The following is a 17,596-nucleotide window of genomic DNA, read 5'->3' on the forward strand; positions in this document are numbered from 1 at the left end:
CCTCAGAAAGGCGTGCGGGAGCGGATGGCGGCGGCGAGGGTGCCCTCGTCCAGATAGTCCAGCTCGCCGCCGACGGGCACGCCGTGGGCGAGCCGCGAGACCCTGACGTCGAGGCCCTGCAGGCGGTCGGTGACGTAGTGGGCGGTGGTCTGGCCGTCGACCGTGGCGTTGACGGCGAGGATGACCTCGCGGACGGCCGGGTCGCGGGCGCGCTCGATCAGGCCGGCGATCGTCAGGTCGTCCGGGCCGATGCCGTTGAGCGGGGAGAGCACGCCGCCGAGCACGTGGTAACGGGCGTCGATGGCGCCGGCGCGCTCCAGGGCCCAGAGGTCGGACACGTCCTCCACCACAACGATGACGGAGGCGTCGCGACGCGGGTCGGTGCAGACGATACACGGGTCCGCCGTGTCGACGTTGCCGCAGACGGAGCAGACCTTCACGGTGTCGCGGACGCGAACGAGCGCCTCGGCAAGCGGCTCCAGCAGCTGGTCCTTCTTCTTGACGAGCTGCAACGCCGCGCGCCGGGCCGACCGCGGCCCGAGGCCGGGAAGGCGGGCGAGCAGCTGGATGAGGCGTTCGATCTCGGGTCCGGTGACGCGGCGCGACATGGGATGGGGACTGGCCTCAACGGTTCGCGCCGGGGGCGGGCGCGGGGCGCCCGGTCAGAAGGGGAGCTTCAGGCCCGCCGGCAGGTTGAGGCCGCCGGTGACGGCCTGCATGCGCTCGGCGACCGCCGTCTCCAGCTTGACGCGTGCATCGGCGTGGGCGGCGAGGATCAGGTCCTCCAGGATCTCCGCCTCGTCCTCCTTGAGGAGCGACGGGTCGATCTTGATACCGCGCAGGTCGCCCTTGCCGGAGAGCGCGACGGTGACGAGGCCGGCGCCGGATGCGCCGGTGATCTCCAGCCGGGCGATCTCGTCCTGCGCCGCGGCCATGCGGCCCTGCAGCTCCTGCGCCTGCTTCATCATCTTGCCGAGGTCGCCGAACATGGGGGTGCTCCTTCAGTCAGTCGTCGTCGAAATCGGACGGCACCCAGTCGGGTTCGAGCCAGTCCGCGGAGGGGTCGAGGGGGTAGTCGCCGGAGGGCGGCAGATCGCCGGTCGCGTCGGCGGTCATCGGGAGGGCGGGATCGCCGGGCATGCGGACGTCGACGATCTCGGCGCCGGGGAAGCGGCGGAGAATGGCGGAGACCACCGGGTCGGCGCGGGCGTCGTCGACCAGCGTGCGGCGCGCCGCGTCGCGGCGGGCCTGGACGGTTTCCTCGCCGGCGTCGCGAGAGACGGCGACGATCCAGCGGCGGCCGGTCCACTGGGTGAGCTTGCGGCCAAGGTCGCCGGCGAGCGTGGGGCTGGCCGTCGGCGCCGGGTTGAACTCGATGCGGCCATCCTCGAAGCGGACGAGGTGGACGTCGCGTTCGAGCGCGATCTTCAGGCCGATCTCGCGGCGTTCGGCACAGAGGCCGATGACGTCCGCGAAGGAGGCGAGCGCCATGGTGGGCGCTTCGGCGGGCTGCTGCTGGGCCCGGGGGGCTTCGGTGCGGACAGGCCGGTCGAAACCGCCGCCGCGGGCGGCTCCTTGCGCGCCGCCGCTACCGCCGCCGCTTCCGCCGCCGGATGGGCCGGGTGCGGGCGCGCCGCTGCCGCCGATGCCTTCGCGGAGCTGGCGGAGCGCCTCGTCGGGGGTGGGCAAGTCGGCGGCGTAGGCGAGGCGGACGAGGACCATCTCGGCGGCCGGAAGCGCGCGCGGGGCGGCCTGGACCTCGGCGATGCCCTTGAGGAGGATTTGCCAGGCGCGGCTGAGGACGCGGACGGAGAGGGCGTCGGCGAAGGCGCGGCCGCGGACCCGCTCGCCCTCGGTGAGGGCGGGATCCTCGCTCATCGCCGGCACATGCTTGAGGCGGGTGACGAGGTGGACGAAGGCGGCGAGGTCGGAGAGCACGACGGCCGGATCGGCGCCGGTGTCGTACTGGTCCGACAGTTCGGCGAGCGCGGCGGCGACGTCGCCCTTCATGATAGATTCGAAAAGGTCGATGACGCGCCCGCGGTCGGCAAGGCCGAGCATGGAGCGGACGCTCTCGGCAGTGACGGCGCCGTCGCCGTAGGCGATCGCCTGGTCCAGGATGGTGAGGGCGTCGCGGGCGGAGCCCTCCGCGGCGCGGGCGACGAGAGCGATCGCTTCGGGCTCGACCTCGACCTTCTCGGCCTCGGCGATGTGCTTCAGGTGGGCGCCGAGCAGGCCGGTGTCGATGCGGCGCAGATCGAAGCGCTGGCAGCGCGACAGCACCGTGATCGGCACCTTGCGGATCTCGGTGGTGGCGAAGACGAACTTCACGTGCTCCGGCGGCTCCTCCAGCGTCTTCAGGAGGGCGTTGAACGCCTGGGTGGAGAGCATGTGCACTTCGTCGATGATGTAGACCTTGTAGCGGGCGGTCGCCGGCTTGTAGCGGGCCGCCTCGATGATCTCGCGTACGTCGCCGACGCCGGTGTGGGAGGCGGCGTCCATCTCGATGACGTCGACGTGCCGGCCTTCCATGATGGCGCGGCAGTGGACGCCCTCCTCGCGGAGGTCGACGGTGGGGCGTTCCACCTTGCCGGGGAGCTCGTAGTTGAGGGCGCGGGCGAGGATGCGGGCGGTGGTGGTCTTGCCCACGCCGCGGACGCCGGTGAGCATCCAGCCCTGGGCGATGCGGCCGCTCTCGAAGGCGTTGGAGAGCGTGCGAACCATGGCGCCATGGCCGATCAGGTCGTCGAAGGAAGATGGCCTGTACTTGCGGGCGAGCACGCGATAGGGGCTGCCGGGCGCGGGCGCTTCGGCGGGCAACAGGGCCGGGGTTTCGGAAATGTCGTCCATCGTCCTCGTCCGCCGCTCGCCCCGTTCGTCAGGCCGGCGCTCCGGGACCCGCTTCGGCGCCGGTGCATCATCCGCGGAGCTCAGGGAGTGACGGACCCGGAGAAAAGGGTGGGAGGCCGACGAGTGACCCGAGCCGAAGCTCGTTGGGGCTGCTTCCTTCCGGACCTGACCCGGTTGGCGAGTGGCACGTCCACCGCCAACCTCCCGGCGACACATATCGCGGCTCGGCGGCCAAAACGCAAGAGCGGCCATGGCGCGACCACAAGGGACCTCGCCAGCAAGCCGGCCACCATGAAATTTTCGTCATTGTGGCGGAGGTCCCTGTTTCGGCGCCTTTGTCGGGCTAGGTTCATGACGAGAACGGAACAGGTGCGGCCCAGGCGGGGTTTGCAAACCCTTGCGGTTGATGGAAACCTGTCGGCTGCTGTCATTCCTCTGGAGGGTAGATTGACGATCGTCCGGTCCGGGTTCTTGTCTCGCCTTGCCGCCGCGGTCGCGGTGGCCGTGTCGCTCGCCGCCCCGCCCGCGCTGGCGCAAGCCGATCCGCCCTGGCGGCATGCGACGGCACTGACCGGCGATCCGCGCCACCCGGCGGACTTCAAGCACTTCGACTACGTGAACCCGGACGCGCCGAAGGGCGGGCGGGTGCGGCTGGGCGTGCAGGGCGGATTCGACAGCACGAACGTCCACCTCGGACTGAAGGGCGAACCAGCTCCGGGCGTCGGGCTCGTCTACGAGACGTTGATGACCTCGTCGCTCGACGAACTCGACATCTCGTCGATGTATGGCCTGCTGGCGGACGGCCTGAAGTATCCGGACGACTATTCCTGGGTGATCTACCGGCTGAACCCGAACGCCCGCTGGCAGGACGGCCAGCCGGTGACGCCGGAGGACGTGATCTGGAGCATGGAGACGCTGAAGGAGATCAATCCCAACGACGGGTTCTACTTCAGCCACGTGACGAAGGCGGAGAAGGTGGGCGAGCGGGAGGTGAAATTCACCTTCGATGCGCCCGGCAACCGCGAACTGCCGCATATCGTGGGGCAGCTGACCGTGCTGCCGAAGCACTGGTGGGAAGGCACCGACGCCAGCGGCCAGAAGCGCAACATCCGCAACACCACGCTGGAATTCCCCATGGGATCGGGGCCCTACAAGGTGAAAGCGATCGACCCCGGCCGGCGGGTGGTGATGGAGCGTGATCCCAACCACTGGGGCAAGGACCTGCCGACCCAGGTCGGCCAGAACAATTTCGACGAGATCATCTACGAGACCTACAAGGATGCGGTTGTGCTCTTGGAGGCGTTCAAGGGCGACCGGTTCGATTTCCGGGTGGAGAACTCGGCCAAGAACTGGGCGACGGGCTACGACTTTCCGGCCAAGAACGATGGCCGGGTGGTTCTGGCCACCTATCCGGACAAGGCGTCCGGCGTGATGCAGGCCTTCGTGCCGAACCTTCGCCGGGAGAAGTTCAAGGACACCAAGGTGCGGCAGGCCCTGAACCTGGCGTTCGACTACGAATCGCTGAACCGCACCGTGTTCTTCGGGCAGTACAAGCGCGTGGCGAGCTTCTTCGAAAACACCGAGCTGGCGGCGCGCGGCTTGCCCTCGCCGGAGGAGCTGGCGATCCTGGAGCCGCTGAAGGACCAGGTCCCGCCGGCGGTGTTCACCACGCCCTACGAGAACCCGGTGAACGGCTCTCCAGAGAAGCTCCGGGAAAACCTGCGCACGGCGGTGAAGCTTCTGGGCGAAGCAGGCTGGACCTTCAAGGGCAGCCAGCTGGTGAACGCCAAGGGCGAGCCATTCACGATCGAGTACCTCACCCAGTCGCAGAACGACGAGCGCTTCGTCACGCCCTATGCCCAGGTGTTGAAGCGGATCGGCATCACCATGACCGTGCGGATCGTGGAGTCCGCGCAGTTCGTGAACCGCGTGCGCGATTTCGACTACGACATGATCATGGTGCCCTGGGGCCAGTCGCTTTCGCCAGGCAACGAGCAGCGTCGATACTGGGGCTCCAAGGCGGCGGACACGCCGGACTCCCAGAACTATGCGGGCATCAAGGACCCGGCGGTGGACGCCCTGATCGAACGGGTGATCTTCGCTAAGGATCGGGCGGACCTGGTGGCGGCGACCAAAGCACTGGACCGGGTGCTCTTAGCCAACCACTTCGTGATCCCGCAGTGGACGCTGGACTACGACCGCTACGCCTACTGGAACCGCTTCTCGCATCCGGAAAAGCTGCCGGAATACTCGTTCGGCTTCCCGACCGTGTGGTGGTGGGACGCGGAGAAGGCCAAGGCGACAGGCGGAGGGGCCAACTGATGCACCCGGCCGGTCTGTTCGGCGCGGCGATCGGTCGCCGCAGTTTCCTGCAACTGGCCGGAGCGGGGGCGCTTGCCGTCGCCCTTCCGCACAGTCCGGCCCAGGCGGGGCGCGGACGCAGCCACGGGCTGTCGGTGTTCGGGGAGCTCAGGTATGCCGCCGACTTCAAGCACTTCGGCTATGTGAATCCGGCGGCACCGAAGGGCGGAACATTCCGCTTCTCGCCGTCCTACTGGTACTTCAACCAGTCGACGCAGACCTTCAACACGCTGAACGGGCTGGTGCTTTCCGGCGATGCGCCGCCGCGGACGGAGTACACCTTCGACACGCTGATGTCGTCGGCACTGGACGAGCCGGACTCGGTCTACGGGCGCGTCGCGGCGTGGGTGGAGGTTTCGGAGGACGGCAACACCTACCGCTTCGGGCTGCGGCCGGAGGCACGTTTCCACGACGGGTCGCCGCTGACAGCGGAGGACGTGGCGTTCAGCTACGGGCTCCTGAAGGAGAAGGCGCATCCGCAGATCCGGGAAAGCCTGAGCGAGCTGGTCTCCGCGACGGCGGAGGGGGCCGAGGTGGTGCTCGTGTTCTCCGGCAAGCAGAACGCCTCGGTGCCGATCGCGGCAACGGGGATGCCGATCCTCTCCAAGGCCTTCTATGCGGGCGAGGACTTTACCGCTTCCACGCTGAAGCCGCCGCTCGGGTCCGGGCCCTACCGGATCGGACGGTTCGAGACCGGACGGTTCATCGAGTACGACCGGGTGGCGGACTATTGGGGCAAGGACCTGCCGGTGTCGGTGGGGCATGCCAACTTCGACACGCTCCGGATCGTGTTCTTCCAGGACCGGGAGCCGGAATTCCAGGCGTTCACCAAGGGCGAGATCGAGTGGCGGACGGAGCCGACGTCGCGGCTCTGGGCGACCGGCTACGATTTTCCGGCGGTGGGCGAAGGCAAGGTGAAGAAGGCGGAGTTCCCCGCCAACCTGCGCCCCACCATGCAGGGCTGGTTCATCAACATGCGCCGGCCGAAGTTCGCGGACCCGCGGACGCGCGAGGCGCTCGGCTATTGCTTCGACTTCGAATGGACGCGGGCGAACCTTTTCTACGGCTCCTACGACCGGCAGATCTCGATGTTCGAGCAATCGGATTTCGAGGCCTCCGGCAAGCCCGGGCCGGACGAGCTGGCGATCATGGAGCCGCTGCGCGACCGGTTGCCACCGGAGGCGTTCGGGGAGGCGATCGTGCCGCCGGTGTCGGACGGGTCCGGCCGCGATCGGGCGATGCTGCGGCGGGCGAACGAGCTCTTGACGCAAGCCGGCTGGACGCGCGGGCCGCAGGGGCTGGTCGACAAAGCCGGCGAGCGGCTGACCGTGGAGTTCCTGATCGAGGCGCAGGTGTTCGAAAAGGTGATGGCGCCCGTGGTGCAGGCGCTGAAGACGCTTGGGGCGGAGGCGACGATCCGCCTTGTCGATGCGACGCAGTACCAGCGGAGGGTGGAGGAGCGCGAGTTCGACATCATCGGGCGGGCGACGTCGCTGTCGTCCACGCCGCTCGACGATGTGGAGCAGCTGTTTTCCTCGCGCAACGCGGACGTTCCCGGCGGGTCGAATCTCTCCGGCCTCAAGGACCCGGTGGTGGACGAGCTGACGGCACGGGTGCGGGCCGTCAGGACGCGCGAGGAGATGGTGACGCTGCTGAAGGTGATCGACCGCGTGGTCCGGACACACTACATCTGGATCCCGAACTGGTATTCAGGCCGAATCAGGGCCGCCTTCTGGGACAAGTTCGGCTGGCCGGAAAGGAAGCCGGACTACTTCTTCCCGGTGGAGACGACCTGGTGGGTCGACGCCGCCAAGGCAGAGGCGATCGGCCGACCGCTCTGACCGAGATCGAAGGACCACCGCCCGTCCATGGCAGCCTACATCCTCCGACGCATCCTCCTGATGATCCCGACGCTGATCGGCATCATGGCGATCAGCTTCATCGTGGTGCAGTTCGCGCCGGGCGGGCCGGTTGAGCGGATCCTGGCGCAGCTGCAGGGCACCGACGTGTCGGCGACCGACCGGATCACCGGCGGGAGCGGCGACTTCGCCGCGGGGGCAGAGCCGGGCGGCGGTGGCGGAACCACCTCGAACTACCGGGGTGCGCAGGGGCTCGACCCGGAGTTCATCAAGGAGCTTGAGGTACAGTTCGGCTTCGACAAGCCGCCGCTGGAACGCTTCGGGCTGATGCTGTGGAACTACGCGCGGTTCGACTTCGGGACCAGCTACTTCCGCGACACGGCGGTGGTGGACCTCATTCTGGAAAAGATGCCGGTCTCCATCTCGCTTGGGCTTTGGCTGACGCTGATCTCCTACGCGATCTCGATCCCGCTCGGGATCCGCAAGGCGGTGCAAGACGGTTCGCGCTTCGACACCTGGACCTCGACGGTGATCGTGATCGGCTACGCGGTGCCAGGTTTCCTGTTCGCGGTGCTGCTGATCGTGCTGTTCGCGGGCGGCAGCTTCTTCGACTGGTTCCCGCTGCGCGGGCTCACGTCGGAGAATTGGGAGCAGCTGTCGTGGCCGGCGCGGATCGTCGACTACTTCTGGCACCTGGCGCTGCCGCTGACGGCGATGGCGCTGTCCGCCTTCGCGACGACGACGCTCCTGACCAAGAACGCCTTCCTGGACGAGATCCGCAAGCAATACGTGCTGACGGCGCGGATGAAGGGGCTGAACGACCGGCAGGTGCTCTACGGGCACGTGTTCCGCAACGCGATGCTCCTGATCATCGCGGGGTTTCCGGGGGCGTTCATTTCGGCCTTCTTCACGGGATCGCTGCTGATCGAGACGATCTTTTCGCTGGACGGGCTCGGGCTCCTGGGCTTCGAGAGCGTGATCAACCGCGACTATCCCGTGGTGTTCGGGACGCTCTACATCTTCTCGCTGATCGGGCTGGTGACGAACCTTCTCTCCGACCTCACCTACACCTGGATCGATCCACGGATCGATTTCGAGGCGCGGGAGGTCTGAGCCGATGGAGATGACCGTCCCGCCCCCGCCGCCGACCACGCAGGCGCCGCCCGCCCAACCGCTCGTGGCCAAGCGCAGCCGGTTCCAGCTGTCGCCGATCAACCGGCGCAGGCTCGACAACTTCAAGGCCAACCGTCGGGGGGTGTGGTCTTTCTGGATCTTCCTGGCGCTGTTCGTCCTGTCGCTGTTCGCCGAAGTGATCGCCAACGACAAGCCGCTGCTCGTCTCCTACAAGGGGGAGACGCTCTATCCGGTGCTGGTGGACTATCCGGAGGAGAAGTTCGGCGGCTTCCTGGCGATCACCAACTTCCGCGACCCCTTCATCCAGGACGAGATCAACGCCAACGGCTGGATGGTCTGGCCGCCGATCCGCTATTCCTACTCCACGGTGAACACGGAAATGCCGCGGCCGGCGCCGTCGCCGCCGTGGTGGATGATGGAGCGGGAGGAGCTCTGCTCGCGCTACCCGATGGGGGTGGACGACCCCAACTGCACGCTCGGCAACTTCAACTGGATCGGCACCGACGACCAGGGCCGCGACGTGGTGGCGCGACTGATCTACGGGTTCCGGATCTCCGTGCTGTTCGGGATGATCCTGGCCGTGATCTCGTCCGTGGTCGGCGTTGCGGCGGGCGCGGTGCAGGGCTATTTCGGCGGTTGGGTGGACCTGGTGTTCCAGCGCTTCATCGAGATCTGGACGTCGATCCCGACGCTCTACCTGCTCCTGATCCTGGCGGCGGTGATGACGCCGTCATTCTTCATCCTGCTCGGCATCATGCTGCTGTTCTCGTGGGTGGCGCTGGTGGGCGTGGTGCGGGCCGAGTTCCTGCGGGCGCGAAACTTTGAATACGTGCGGGCGGCCAAGGCGCTCGGCGTCTCCAACGGGACGATCATGTGGCGGCACATGCTGCCGAACGCGATGGTGGCGACGCTGACGTTCCTGCCGTTCATCCTCAACGGCTCGATCACCACGCTGACTTCGCTGGACTTCCTGGGGTTCGGCCTGCCGCCGGGATCGCCCTCGCTCGGGGAACTGCTGGCGCAGGGCAAGAACAACATCCAGGCGCCATGGCTGGGCTTCTCCGGGTTCATCGTGATCTCGGTCATGCTAAGCTTGCTGGTGTTCGTCGGCGAGGCCGTGCGCGATGCGTTCGACCCGCGCAAGACGTTCCGGTGAGGATGAGGCGATGAACAAGGTGGTGACGCGACAACACGTCCGGGCTTCCGAACTGCCCGCCGATCTCCGCGGGGAGATCCCGCCATCAGCGCTTGTGACGGTCACGGTCTCGGAAGAGGTCACGCACGATGACCGTAAAGATCCGATCCAGCTTCTCAAAGAGTACCACCAGATTTCCGACAAGCCTGGAGTGACCAGCGAGGAAGCCGTACAGCGGGTCCGCGCGCTTCGAGACGAATGGGACGACTGATGGAGGCCGTCGGTCGCCTGTACCTCGACACCAACATCTTCATACGTGCGTTCGAAGGAACCGACGAACTGGCCGCCCGGATCAGACGTTTGTTCTACGGTGTCGAAGGGCGTCCGCTCCTGGTGACCAGCCAACTCACCTACGCTGAGGCGATCCAAAAGCCCTATGCGGAACGAAACGATCGGCTCATCGACCTCTATTCAAACTGGCTTCGAACCGGCAACAATGTCCTGGACGTGTGTCCATTGGATCCTGATTGTCTGTATTACGCGGCGGTTTTGCGGAGTACCTACAAGTCGCTGAAACTTCCCGACGCGATCCACCTTTCGACGGCCTTCGGATCACAATGCACTCATTTTCTGTCAGACGATCAGCGACTTCCGAATGATGTTGCGATGTCGCACCATCCCCACGGCCTCGTCCGAGGACCGATGAACCTGATCATGCTTCGGCCTGACAGGAAAACTGTCGACACGCTTCTGGAGATGCTGTCGCCATGATACCCAAACCCCTTCTCGTGGTGGATGATCTCAGCGTGGCGTTCGCGCAGGGTGGCGGGACGTCGCTGGCGGTGGACCGGATCTCGTTCACCGTGGAGGCGGGCGAGACGGTGGCGATCGTTGGCGAGTCCGGGTCGGGCAAGTCGGTGACCGCGCTATCGGTGGTCAAGCTGCTGCCCTATCCGGCGGCGTCGCATCCGAGCGGTCGGATCCTGTTCAAGGGCGAGGACCTGCTGGCCGCGTCGGACGCGGCGCTCCGGCAGGTGCGCGGCAACGCGATCACCATGGTGTTCCAGGAGCCGATGACATCGCTCAACCCGCTGCACACGATCGAGCGGCAGATCGGCGAGATCCTGAAGGTACACAAGGGGCTGTCGGACGGCGAGGCACGGGTGCGGACGCTCGAGCTTTTGCGCGAGGTGGGCATCCCGTCGCCGGAGTCGCGGCTCGGGGCCTATCCGCACCAGCTTTCCGGCGGGCAGCGGCAGCGGGTGATGATCGCCATGGCGCTCGCCAACGAGCCGGACCTCCTGATCGCGGACGAGCCGACGACGGCGCTCGACGTCACCGTGCAGGCGCAGATCCTGAGGCTTCTGAAGGACCTGCAGGCCAGGCGCGGGATGGCCATCCTGTTCATCACGCACGACCTCGGGATCGTGGAACGCTTCGCCGACAAGGTCTGCGTAATGACCAGGGGCAAGATCGTGGAGGCGGGGCCGACCAAGGCGGTGTTCGCCGACCCGCAGCACGCCTATACCCGGCACCTGCTCTCCGCGGCGCCCAATGGCGAACCGCCGCCGGCGGATGCGTCAGCACCGGTGGTGATGGAGGCGAGCGACCTGAAGGTGTGGTTCCCGATCCGGCGGGGGTTCCTGCGCCGGACGGTGGGCCACGTGAAGGCCGTGGACGGCGTCTCGGTAAGGGTTCGGGCGGGGCAGACGCTAGGCATCGTTGGCGAATCCGGGTCGGGAAAGACCACGCTCGGACTTGCGCTGCTGCGGCTGATCGGCAGCGAGGGGCGGATCGCCTTTCTCGGGCGATCGATCGAGACGCTGCGATCTGCAGAGATCCGGCCGCTCCGGCGCGACATCCAGATCGTGTTCCAGGATCCGTTCGGCTCGCTCAGCCCACGCATGTCGGTGGGCGACATCGTCGGCGAGGGGCTCCTGGTGCACGAGCCGGATATGCGAGCGGAGGAGCGCGAGGCGCGGGTGGTCAACGCGCTTACGGAAGTGGGACTCGATCCGGAGACGCGTTTCCGCTATCCGCACGAATTCTCCGGCGGGCAGCGGCAGCGCATCGCGATCGCGCGTGCGATGGCGCTCAATCCGAAGTTCGTGATGCTGGACGAGCCGACGTCGGCGCTGGACATGAGCGTGCAGGCGCAGGTGGTGGACCTGCTGCGGGATCTGCAGCGGCGGCATGGGCTCGCCTACCTCTTCATCAGCCACGACCTGAAGGTGGTGAAGGCGCTGGCCAACGACCTCGTGGTGATGAAGGACGGCAAGGTGGTGGAGGCTGGGCCTGCCGCCGAGGTGTTCGCCCGGCCGCAGGCGCCCTATACGCAGGCGCTGCTCGCGGCCGCCTTCAAGCTGGAAACGGCGGCCATCGGAGCAGTGCGGGAGTAGCGCTCCCGCCGCCGGTCCGCCTCGCCGATCAGGCTGCGACGTCGCGGGTGAACTTGCGGATCCGCTCGTCCAGGGCTGCCGCCGCCTGGGACAGATCGTCGGCAATCGTGGAGACCGTATCGGCTACCCGGGCCGTATCCACCGCCGCACCGGAAACGCCGGAAATAGTCGCTCCCAGTTCGGCCGTGCCGCGGGAAACCTCTCCTGCCCTGAGGGATATGCCGGAGGTGGTCGCGGACTGCTGCTCCATGGCGGCGGCGATGCTGCCGCTGGAGTGCTCGATCGTGTCAAGCGTGGTCGTCAGTGAGCCGATCTGATCGACGACTGCCGCCGTTGCTGCCTGGATGGCACCGATCTGGCCGGTGATCTCGTCGGTGGCCTTTGCGGTCTGGGCGGCGAGCACCTTGACCTCGTTGGCGACAACGGCGAAGCCACGGCCCATCTCGCCGGCGCGGGCCGCCTCAATGGTGGCGTTGAGGGCGAGGAGATTGGTCTGGTCGGCGATGCCGCGGATGAGATCGACCACCGTGCCGATCCGCTCGGTGTTGGCGGCAAGCGATTCCACCTGGCGGCGGGCCTCGCGACCCTTGACGGCGCCGTCGGCGGTGACCCGGTTGGCGGCTTCGATCTGGCGGCCGACGTCGCGGACGGTTTCGGAGAGCTGGCGGGTGGCGTCTGCGACGGCTCCGACGTGTTCGCTGTCGCGCCCGGCCGCGCCCGCGGCGGCAGCGGCGGAGGTGCGGGTCAGCGAGGCGACGCGGGTCAACTCGCCGGCGGTGCTGGTCATGGTCTCGGCGCTGGACTTGACGAAGCCGACTATCTGGCCAGCCTCCTCGCGGAACGCGCCGACCACCTCCTCCAGGAGAGCGGCCCGGCGTTGGCGCTCGGCCACGCGGACGGCCTCCTCCTGCTTCAGCCGATCGTTCTCGATCATCGACAGGCGGAAGACCTCGACGGCGCCGGCAATGCGGCCGACCTCGTCGGCGCGATCCTGGCCATCGACGACGATACCGGTGTCTCCGCCGGCAAGGCGGCCGACGGCATCGGCGATAGATCCGAGCGAGCGGCTGACACCACTGCCCAGGCGCCACGCATAGAAGACGAAGCCGAGAAGAAGCGGGGCGCAAAGCGCGCCGATGGTGACGGCGATGCGAAGAAGCACGATGTCGACGCCGGCAACCGGCGACGCCGCAACGATCACCGTGTCCGCACCCGCCACGGGAAGCGCATAGGCCATCATCTCCACGGGACCAGACGTGGAGGGCGAGGTGCCGGTGTAGCGAACGAGCGAGCCGCCGGCGCGGGCGGCCGCCAACCAGTCCTCGACCGGACCTGCGATCGTCCCGGCGACGAGCTTTCCGCTGCGATCCAGGACGGCCACCTGCGTGTCGCCGGCCACATTGGACGCTCCGGGTCCGGCGCCGGCCGACGCTGCGGCGACTTCGGCAGCACTCCGAACGGCAAGCCCGCGGGCCTCGAAGAGGCTTTCGCGGAACTGATAGAGCGCCAAACCCGTCCCGACGCCCATGATCAGGACAGCGACGCAGATGACGACGAGGAACCTGACACCCAAGGTCAGTCGGGAGGTTCCGGGCTGGGACGGAAGGAGGGGTTCGCGACGGTAAATCATGCCGTCGACACTATGTCTTTTGCTGATGAAGAGGTCGTTAAGTCCCCCACCCGGAAAAACCCCTAGGGCCGTTTGGCCGCACCTCCCCCGGCAGGCGCGCTCAAGGCGCCGCGAGCGACCACCGCGCGGGCTCGGTGGCGGCAAAGGCGGCGACGTCGGTCTCCACGATCGCCAGTCGAACTTCCTCGCCGTCGAAGCCGGCGGTATCGACGGGGAGACGGACGGGCGTACCGCCAACACCCAGAAAACCGCCAACCGTGGTGGTGATCGACATCGGCAGGCCGTCGGCATCGAGCTGGACGTCGGATACCTCGCCGACCTCGACACCATCAGCGCTGAGCACTGGCTTGCCGATCCAGAGGTCCGGGTCGGCGTCGTTGCCGGCGACAACCGGCGCTTCGGCAACGGAACCGGTGCTGTCCGGAGCGGTCGGCACAGGGGCGTCGCCCGCGTCGATCCCAGCCGGCGCCTCGTCGACGACCGGAGCGGCAAGCGCCATCGGCGACTCGTCGCGCGGTTCGACCAGGACGATGCCGGCGACGAGTGCGCCGATCGCTGCCACAAGGGCCGGGGCGACCCATACCACCCGCATGATGTTCTCCTGAACCCAACGACTACGCTGAACTGTTGAAGCCGGTTCGCCTCGCGGAACGGTAATGTTCCGGTTAAAGATCGGTTCCACGGCGGTGCACAAAACTTCGCGATCCGCCGGCCCAACCGGCGAAGGCGTCGGCTCGCGAGCGGACAACGTCGGGAGAATCACGCGGTCGGGTGCGGTTCAGCGGCGAAGGTCGGGGTCCCGCCCCGGCGGATTGCGATATGCCGGCAAGGTCCAGCCGTAGGCCAGCGCGCCGCCGCGGATCAGGAAGGCGATGACGGCCCCGGTGACGGCGGAGACCCAGAAGGGCACCTGGACCGCGAGTAGCGCCAGATGCACGGCCGCGCCGACCATGGCCGCGGTGATGTAGATCTCGCGGCGGATGATGATCGACGGCTCGCCGGCGAGGATGTCACGGATCACGCCGCCGAAGGCCGCGGTCATGCCGCCCATGATCACGGCGGGCACGAAGGGAGCGCCCGCCGCATGCGCCTTGGATGCGCCCATCACCGCGTAGGCGGACATGCCGACGGCGTCGAGCCAGAGCAGCAGGCGGTAGCGGGACCAGTTCTCGTAGAAATAATGGGCAACGAAGAAGACCGCGACCGAGACGGCGATGGCCACCACCACATAGGTCGGGTTGCGGATCCAGAAGACCGGGACGGTGCCGAGCAGCAGATCGCGCAGGGTGCCGCCACCGACCCCCGCCGCGACGCCGAAGAAGCAGAAGGCGATGATGTCGAGCTGCTTGCGCGAGGCCGCGAGCGCGCCCGTGACGGCGAACACCGCCACGCCGAGATAGTCCAGGAGCGACAGGAATGCCGGTGCTTCGACCATGCGGCGCAGCCTAGCGGACGTCCGGCACGGACGGAAGGTGGAGAGGGCGCGGGCCCGACCGGGACGGCACCTCTCCCCGGGACGGAGGGCGGTGCGCTTCCGCCCTAGCCGAGAGGCGGCTCACGCCGTCTTGTCGACCCGTACGCCCTCGCCTTCCGGACGGGCCGACGGCTTGGGGCCGCCGCGGCCGACGCCGACGAGGGCGGGACGGAGGACGCGGTCGCCGATGACGAAACCGGCCTGCACGACCTGAACGACGGTGCCGGAGGGAACGTCGGGGTTGGGGACCTCGAACATGGCCTGGTGGAAGTTCGGGTCGAACTTCTCGCCGGTGGGGTCGATCTTGCGGACGCCCTGCTTCTCCAGCGCCTTGAGAAGCTCGCGCTCGGTCATCTCGACGCCGTCGAGGAGGGCGACGATCGCGGGCGAGGCGCCTTCGCGGACGTCGGCAGGCACAGCGGAAAGGGCGCGGGCGAGGTTATCGCCGACGGAGACGACATCGCGGGCAAAGCCGGTAACGGCGTAGGCGCGGGTGTCGGCGATCTCGCGTTCGGTGCGGCGGCGCAGGTTCTCCATCTCGGCCAGCGTGCGCAGGAGTTGGTCCTTGAGCTCGGCGACCTGGGTCTCGAGGGCGAGGAGGCGCGGATCGGCCGCGCCGTCGGCGCCGGCTTCCGGATCCGGAGCGGCGTTGGATGTCTCTTCGGTCATTCCGGTCTCTCTTTCGAGGGCGGGCGTGGGCAGCCCCACGTGTCGGCCCCGGATTTGAGGGTTTGCGGCTGGAAAATCAAGGCGGGTGTTGCCGGATCGACCCCCGGGGCCGCTCAGCCGAGGATCTTGCCGACGACCTTGGCTGTGTAGTCCACCATCGGCACCACGCGGGCGTAGTTGAGCCGCGTCGGGCCGATGACGCCGACGACACCGATGACGCGGGCATCCTGGTCGCGGTAGGGGGAGACCACAAGCGAGGATCCGGAAAGCGAGAAGAGCTTGTTCTCCGAACCGATGAAGATGCGGACGCCGTCGCCACTGTCGGCAAGGCCGAGCAGCTGGATCAGGTCGCGCTGGGTTTCCAGGTCGTCGAAGAGCAGGCGGATCCGCTCCAGGTCCTCCTGGGCGCGGAGATCGTCGAGAAGGTTGGCGCGACCGCGGACGATGAGGGTGCCCGGCCGCTCGCCGGGCAGTTGGCCCCAGGAGGCGAGGCCGGCCTCGACAAGGCGGTGGGTGAGCGCGTCGAGCTCCGCCCGGGCTGCCTCCGACCGCTTCTCCATCTCGCCGCGGACCTCGGCGATGGTGCGGCCGCGGATATGGGCATTCAGGTAGTTCGCGGCCTCGGTGAGGACCGAGGCCGGCAGGCCGGGCGGCAGGTCGATCAGCCGGTTCTCCACGATGCCGTTCTCGCCGACGAGGACGACGAGGCCGCGGGTGGGCTCGATGCGGACGAACTCGATGTGCTTGAGGCGGAGGTCGGACTTGGCGGTGACCACCACGCCGGCGCCGCGGGAGAGGCCGGAGAGGAGCTCGGTCGCCTCGTTGAGGACGTTCTCCACGGTCTTGCCGGCGCCGCCGGTCTTGACCTTGGCCTCGATGGCGGTGCGCTCGTCGCTGGTGAGATCGCCGATCTCCAGGAGGGCGTCGACGAAGAAGCGCAGGCCGAGGTCGGTGGGCAGGCGGCCGGCGGAGGTGTGCGGGGCGTAGATGAGGCCGGCGCGCTCCAAATCGGCCATGACGTTGCGCACCGAGGCCGGCGACAGCGGCGACGGCAGAAGACGGGCGATGTTGCGGCTGCCGGCGGGTTCGCCGGTCTCCAGATAGCTGTCCACGATCCGGCGGAAGATCTCCCGGGACCGTTGGTCGAGGTCGCGGAGGCTGCCGGACCAGCTTTCGAACGTCACGTCCCACCTGTCATCAAGGCACCCGTCATCAAACGGGAAATGTGGTCGGAAAAGGAGGCCAGGACAAGTCGGCCTTTACGCCGTCTGCGAGCGGGCGCTAAAAGGGCTCGCGCCGGCCCGGGAAACGGGCCGTGCCATCGTTTTCGCCAGACAGGACAAGGACCCCGCCATGCGCCCATCGCGCCGTGCCCCCGACGAGCTTCGCGCCGTCTCCCTGACGCGGGGCTTCTCCAAGCACGCGGAGGGCTCCTGCCTCGTCAAGTTCGGCGACACGCACGTGCTGGTCACCGCGTCGGTGGAGGAGAAGGTGCCGTCCTGGCTGCGCGGCGGCGGCAAGGGCTGGGTGACCGCCGAATACGGCATGCTGCCGCGCGCGACCGGCGACCGGATGCGCCGCGAGGCGGCCGCGGGCAAGCAGTCGGGCCGGACACTGGAGATCCAGCGGCTGATCGGCCGGTCGCTTCGTGCGGTGATCGACCCGATCGCCCTCGGCGAGAAGCAGATCGTGATCGACTGCGACGTGCTGCAGGCGGACGGCGGGACGCGGACCGCCTCGATCACCGGCGCCTTCGTGGCGCTGCACGACTGCATCGAGTGGATGCGCGCGCGCAACATGATCCCGGCGGCCGCCAAGGTCCTGAAGGACCACGTGGCGGCGGTGTCGTGCGGGATCCATGGCGGCAAGCCGGTGCTCGACCTCGACTACGCCGAGGATTCCACCGCCGAGACGGACGCCAACTTCGTGATCACCGGCAAGGGCGGGATCGTGGAGATCCAGGGCACCGCGGAAGGCACGCCGTTCACCGAGGAGGAGTTCGCCGCGCTGCTGGCCCTCGCCAAGGGCGGCATCGAGACGCTGGTGGCGCTGCAGAAGCAGGCGATCGCCTGAGAAGGACATCGG

The 17,596-nt window shown here is 67.9% G+C and carries 16 protein-coding genes and 1 other RNA gene; 8 read left to right on the plus strand and 9 right to left on the minus strand.

What is annotated here, in order from left to right; all coding sequences use genetic code 11:
* Window positions 1-2 precede the first annotated feature (2 nt).
* The 4 genes from recR to ffs form a co-directional block, all read right to left on the minus strand.
* On the minus strand, window positions 3-608 hold the full coding sequence (gene recR / locus HZ321_RS03990) for a recombination mediator RecR (protein WP_181700429.1): 606 nt from the start codon (window positions 606-608) through the stop codon (window positions 3-5).
* A 54-nt stretch (window positions 609-662) separates the two neighbouring features.
* On the minus strand, window positions 663-989 hold the full coding sequence (locus HZ321_RS03995) for a YbaB/EbfC family nucleoid-associated protein (RefSeq protein WP_181700431.1): 327 nt from the start codon (window positions 987-989) through the stop codon (window positions 663-665).
* Window positions 990-1,005: 16 nt separating this feature from the next.
* On the minus strand, window positions 1,006-2,850 hold the full coding sequence (locus HZ321_RS04000; RefSeq protein ID WP_181700433.1) for a DNA polymerase III subunit gamma/tau: 1,845 nt from the start codon (window positions 2,848-2,850) through the stop codon (window positions 1,006-1,008).
* A gap of 108 nt (window positions 2,851-2,958) precedes the next feature.
* Window positions 2,959-3,055, minus strand: an RNA gene (gene ffs, locus HZ321_RS04005) — signal recognition particle sRNA small type.
* A 242-nt stretch (window positions 3,056-3,297) separates the two neighbouring features.
* On the opposite strand from ffs, the gene HZ321_RS04010 reads away from it, so the two are divergent.
* Genes HZ321_RS04010 through HZ321_RS04040 form a run of 7 tightly spaced genes read left to right on the plus strand, consistent with a single transcriptional unit; the run spans window position 3,298 to window position 11,738 of the window.
* The gene (locus HZ321_RS04010; RefSeq protein ID WP_244635558.1) at window positions 3,298-5,172 is read left to right on the plus strand and encodes an extracellular solute-binding protein; all 1,875 of its coding nucleotides are present in this window, start codon (window positions 3,298-3,300) and stop codon (window positions 5,170-5,172) included.
* Window positions 5,172-7,052, plus strand: coding sequence for an extracellular solute-binding protein (locus HZ321_RS04015; RefSeq protein WP_181700437.1), 1,881 nt, complete (start codon window positions 5,172-5,174; stop codon window positions 7,050-7,052). The genes HZ321_RS04010 and HZ321_RS04015 overlap by 1 nt, the downstream gene beginning before the upstream one ends.
* A gap of 27 nt (window positions 7,053-7,079) precedes the next feature.
* On the plus strand, window positions 7,080-8,183 hold the full coding sequence (locus tag HZ321_RS04020) for a microcin C ABC transporter permease YejB (RefSeq protein WP_181700439.1): 1,104 nt from the start codon (window positions 7,080-7,082) through the stop codon (window positions 8,181-8,183).
* Window positions 8,184-8,187: 4 nt separating this feature from the next.
* Window positions 8,188-9,360, plus strand: a complete 1,173-nt coding sequence (locus HZ321_RS04025) for an ABC transporter permease (RefSeq protein ID WP_425305366.1) — start codon at window positions 8,188-8,190, stop codon at window positions 9,358-9,360.
* Between the two features lie 10 nt (window positions 9,361-9,370).
* Window positions 9,371-9,610, plus strand: a complete 240-nt coding sequence (locus HZ321_RS04030; protein WP_181700441.1) for a hypothetical protein — start codon at window positions 9,371-9,373, stop codon at window positions 9,608-9,610.
* Window positions 9,610-10,110 (plus strand): type II toxin-antitoxin system VapC family toxin, encoded by a 501-nt coding sequence (locus HZ321_RS04035; protein WP_181700443.1) that lies wholly within the window; start codon window positions 9,610-9,612, stop codon window positions 10,108-10,110. The genes HZ321_RS04030 and HZ321_RS04035 overlap by 1 nt, the downstream gene beginning before the upstream one ends.
* Window positions 10,107-11,738 (plus strand): ABC transporter ATP-binding protein, encoded by a 1,632-nt coding sequence (locus HZ321_RS04040; RefSeq protein ID WP_181700445.1) that lies wholly within the window; start codon window positions 10,107-10,109, stop codon window positions 11,736-11,738. The genes HZ321_RS04035 and HZ321_RS04040 overlap by 4 nt, the downstream gene beginning before the upstream one ends.
* Before the next feature lie 28 nt (window positions 11,739-11,766).
* On the opposite strand, the gene HZ321_RS04045 is transcribed toward HZ321_RS04040, so the two are convergent.
* The 5 genes from HZ321_RS04045 to hrcA form a co-directional block, all read right to left on the minus strand.
* Window positions 11,767-13,311 (minus strand): methyl-accepting chemotaxis protein, encoded by a 1,545-nt coding sequence (locus tag HZ321_RS04045; protein WP_181700447.1) that lies wholly within the window; start codon window positions 13,309-13,311, stop codon window positions 11,767-11,769.
* A gap of 157 nt (window positions 13,312-13,468) precedes the next feature.
* A complete protein-coding gene (locus tag HZ321_RS04050) occupies window positions 13,469-13,960 on the minus strand; it encodes a PRC-barrel domain-containing protein (protein WP_181700449.1) in 492 nt (163 codons plus the stop codon).
* Window positions 13,961-14,146: 186 nt separating this feature from the next.
* Window positions 14,147-14,803: a trimeric intracellular cation channel family protein gene (locus HZ321_RS04055; RefSeq protein ID WP_181700452.1), complete on the minus strand. Its 657-nt coding sequence runs from the start codon at window positions 14,801-14,803 to the stop codon at window positions 14,147-14,149.
* A 120-nt stretch (window positions 14,804-14,923) separates the two neighbouring features.
* Window positions 14,924-15,511, minus strand: coding sequence for a nucleotide exchange factor GrpE (gene grpE, locus HZ321_RS04060; protein WP_181700455.1), 588 nt, complete (start codon window positions 15,509-15,511; stop codon window positions 14,924-14,926).
* Between the two features lie 113 nt (window positions 15,512-15,624).
* Window positions 15,625-16,695, minus strand: a complete 1,071-nt coding sequence (hrcA, locus tag HZ321_RS04065) for a heat-inducible transcriptional repressor HrcA (protein ID WP_181700458.1) — start codon at window positions 16,693-16,695, stop codon at window positions 15,625-15,627.
* A gap of 169 nt (window positions 16,696-16,864) precedes the next feature.
* Here hrcA and rph point away from each other — a divergent pair, with 169 nt between their 5' ends.
* The gene (gene rph, locus HZ321_RS04070) at window positions 16,865-17,584 is read left to right on the plus strand and encodes a ribonuclease PH (RefSeq protein ID WP_181700461.1); all 720 of its coding nucleotides are present in this window, start codon (window positions 16,865-16,867) and stop codon (window positions 17,582-17,584) included.
* The last annotated feature ends 12 nt before the right edge of the window (window positions 17,585-17,596 follow it).

The sequence above is a fragment of the Chthonobacter albigriseus genome (assembly GCF_013839445.1).
Classification (GTDB): Bacteria; Pseudomonadota; Alphaproteobacteria; order Rhizobiales; family Pleomorphomonadaceae; genus Chthonobacter; species Chthonobacter albigriseus.

Bases quoted from the DNA above. Each gene is read 5' to 3' on its own strand.
- HZ321_RS04055 (WP_181700452.1), bottom strand. From the start codon at position 14,803: ATGGTCGAAGCACCGGCATTCCTGTCGCTCCTGGACTATCTCGGCGTG.
- HZ321_RS04030 (WP_181700441.1), top strand. From the start codon at position 9,371: ATGAACAAGGTGGTGACGCGACAACACGTCCGGGCTTCCGAACTGCCC.
- HZ321_RS04035 (WP_181700443.1), top strand. From the start codon at position 9,610: ATGGAGGCCGTCGGTCGCCTGTACCTCGACACCAACATCTTCATACGT.
- grpE (WP_181700455.1), bottom strand. From the start codon at position 15,511: ATGACCGAAGAGACATCCAACGCCGCTCCGGATCCGGAAGCCGGCGCC.
- HZ321_RS03995 (WP_181700431.1), bottom strand. From the start codon at position 989: ATGTTCGGCGACCTCGGCAAGATGATGAAGCAGGCGCAGGAGCTGCAG.
- recR (WP_181700429.1), bottom strand. From the start codon at position 608: ATGTCGCGCCGCGTCACCGGACCCGAGATCGAACGCCTCATCCAGCTG.
- HZ321_RS04020 (WP_181700439.1), top strand. From the start codon at position 7,080: ATGGCAGCCTACATCCTCCGACGCATCCTCCTGATGATCCCGACGCTG.
- HZ321_RS04000 (WP_181700433.1), bottom strand. From the start codon at position 2,850: ATGGACGACATTTCCGAAACCCCGGCCCTGTTGCCCGCCGAAGCGCCC.
- HZ321_RS04050 (WP_181700449.1), bottom strand. From the start codon at position 13,960: ATGCGGGTGGTATGGGTCGCCCCGGCCCTTGTGGCAGCGATCGGCGCA.
- HZ321_RS04040 (WP_181700445.1), top strand. From the start codon at position 10,107: ATGATACCCAAACCCCTTCTCGTGGTGGATGATCTCAGCGTGGCGTTC.
- rph (WP_181700461.1), top strand. From the start codon at position 16,865: ATGCGCCCATCGCGCCGTGCCCCCGACGAGCTTCGCGCCGTCTCCCTG.
- HZ321_RS04025 (WP_425305366.1), top strand. From the start codon at position 8,188: ATGGAGATGACCGTCCCGCCCCCGCCGCCGACCACGCAGGCGCCGCCC.
- HZ321_RS04015 (WP_181700437.1), top strand. From the start codon at position 5,172: ATGCACCCGGCCGGTCTGTTCGGCGCGGCGATCGGTCGCCGCAGTTTC.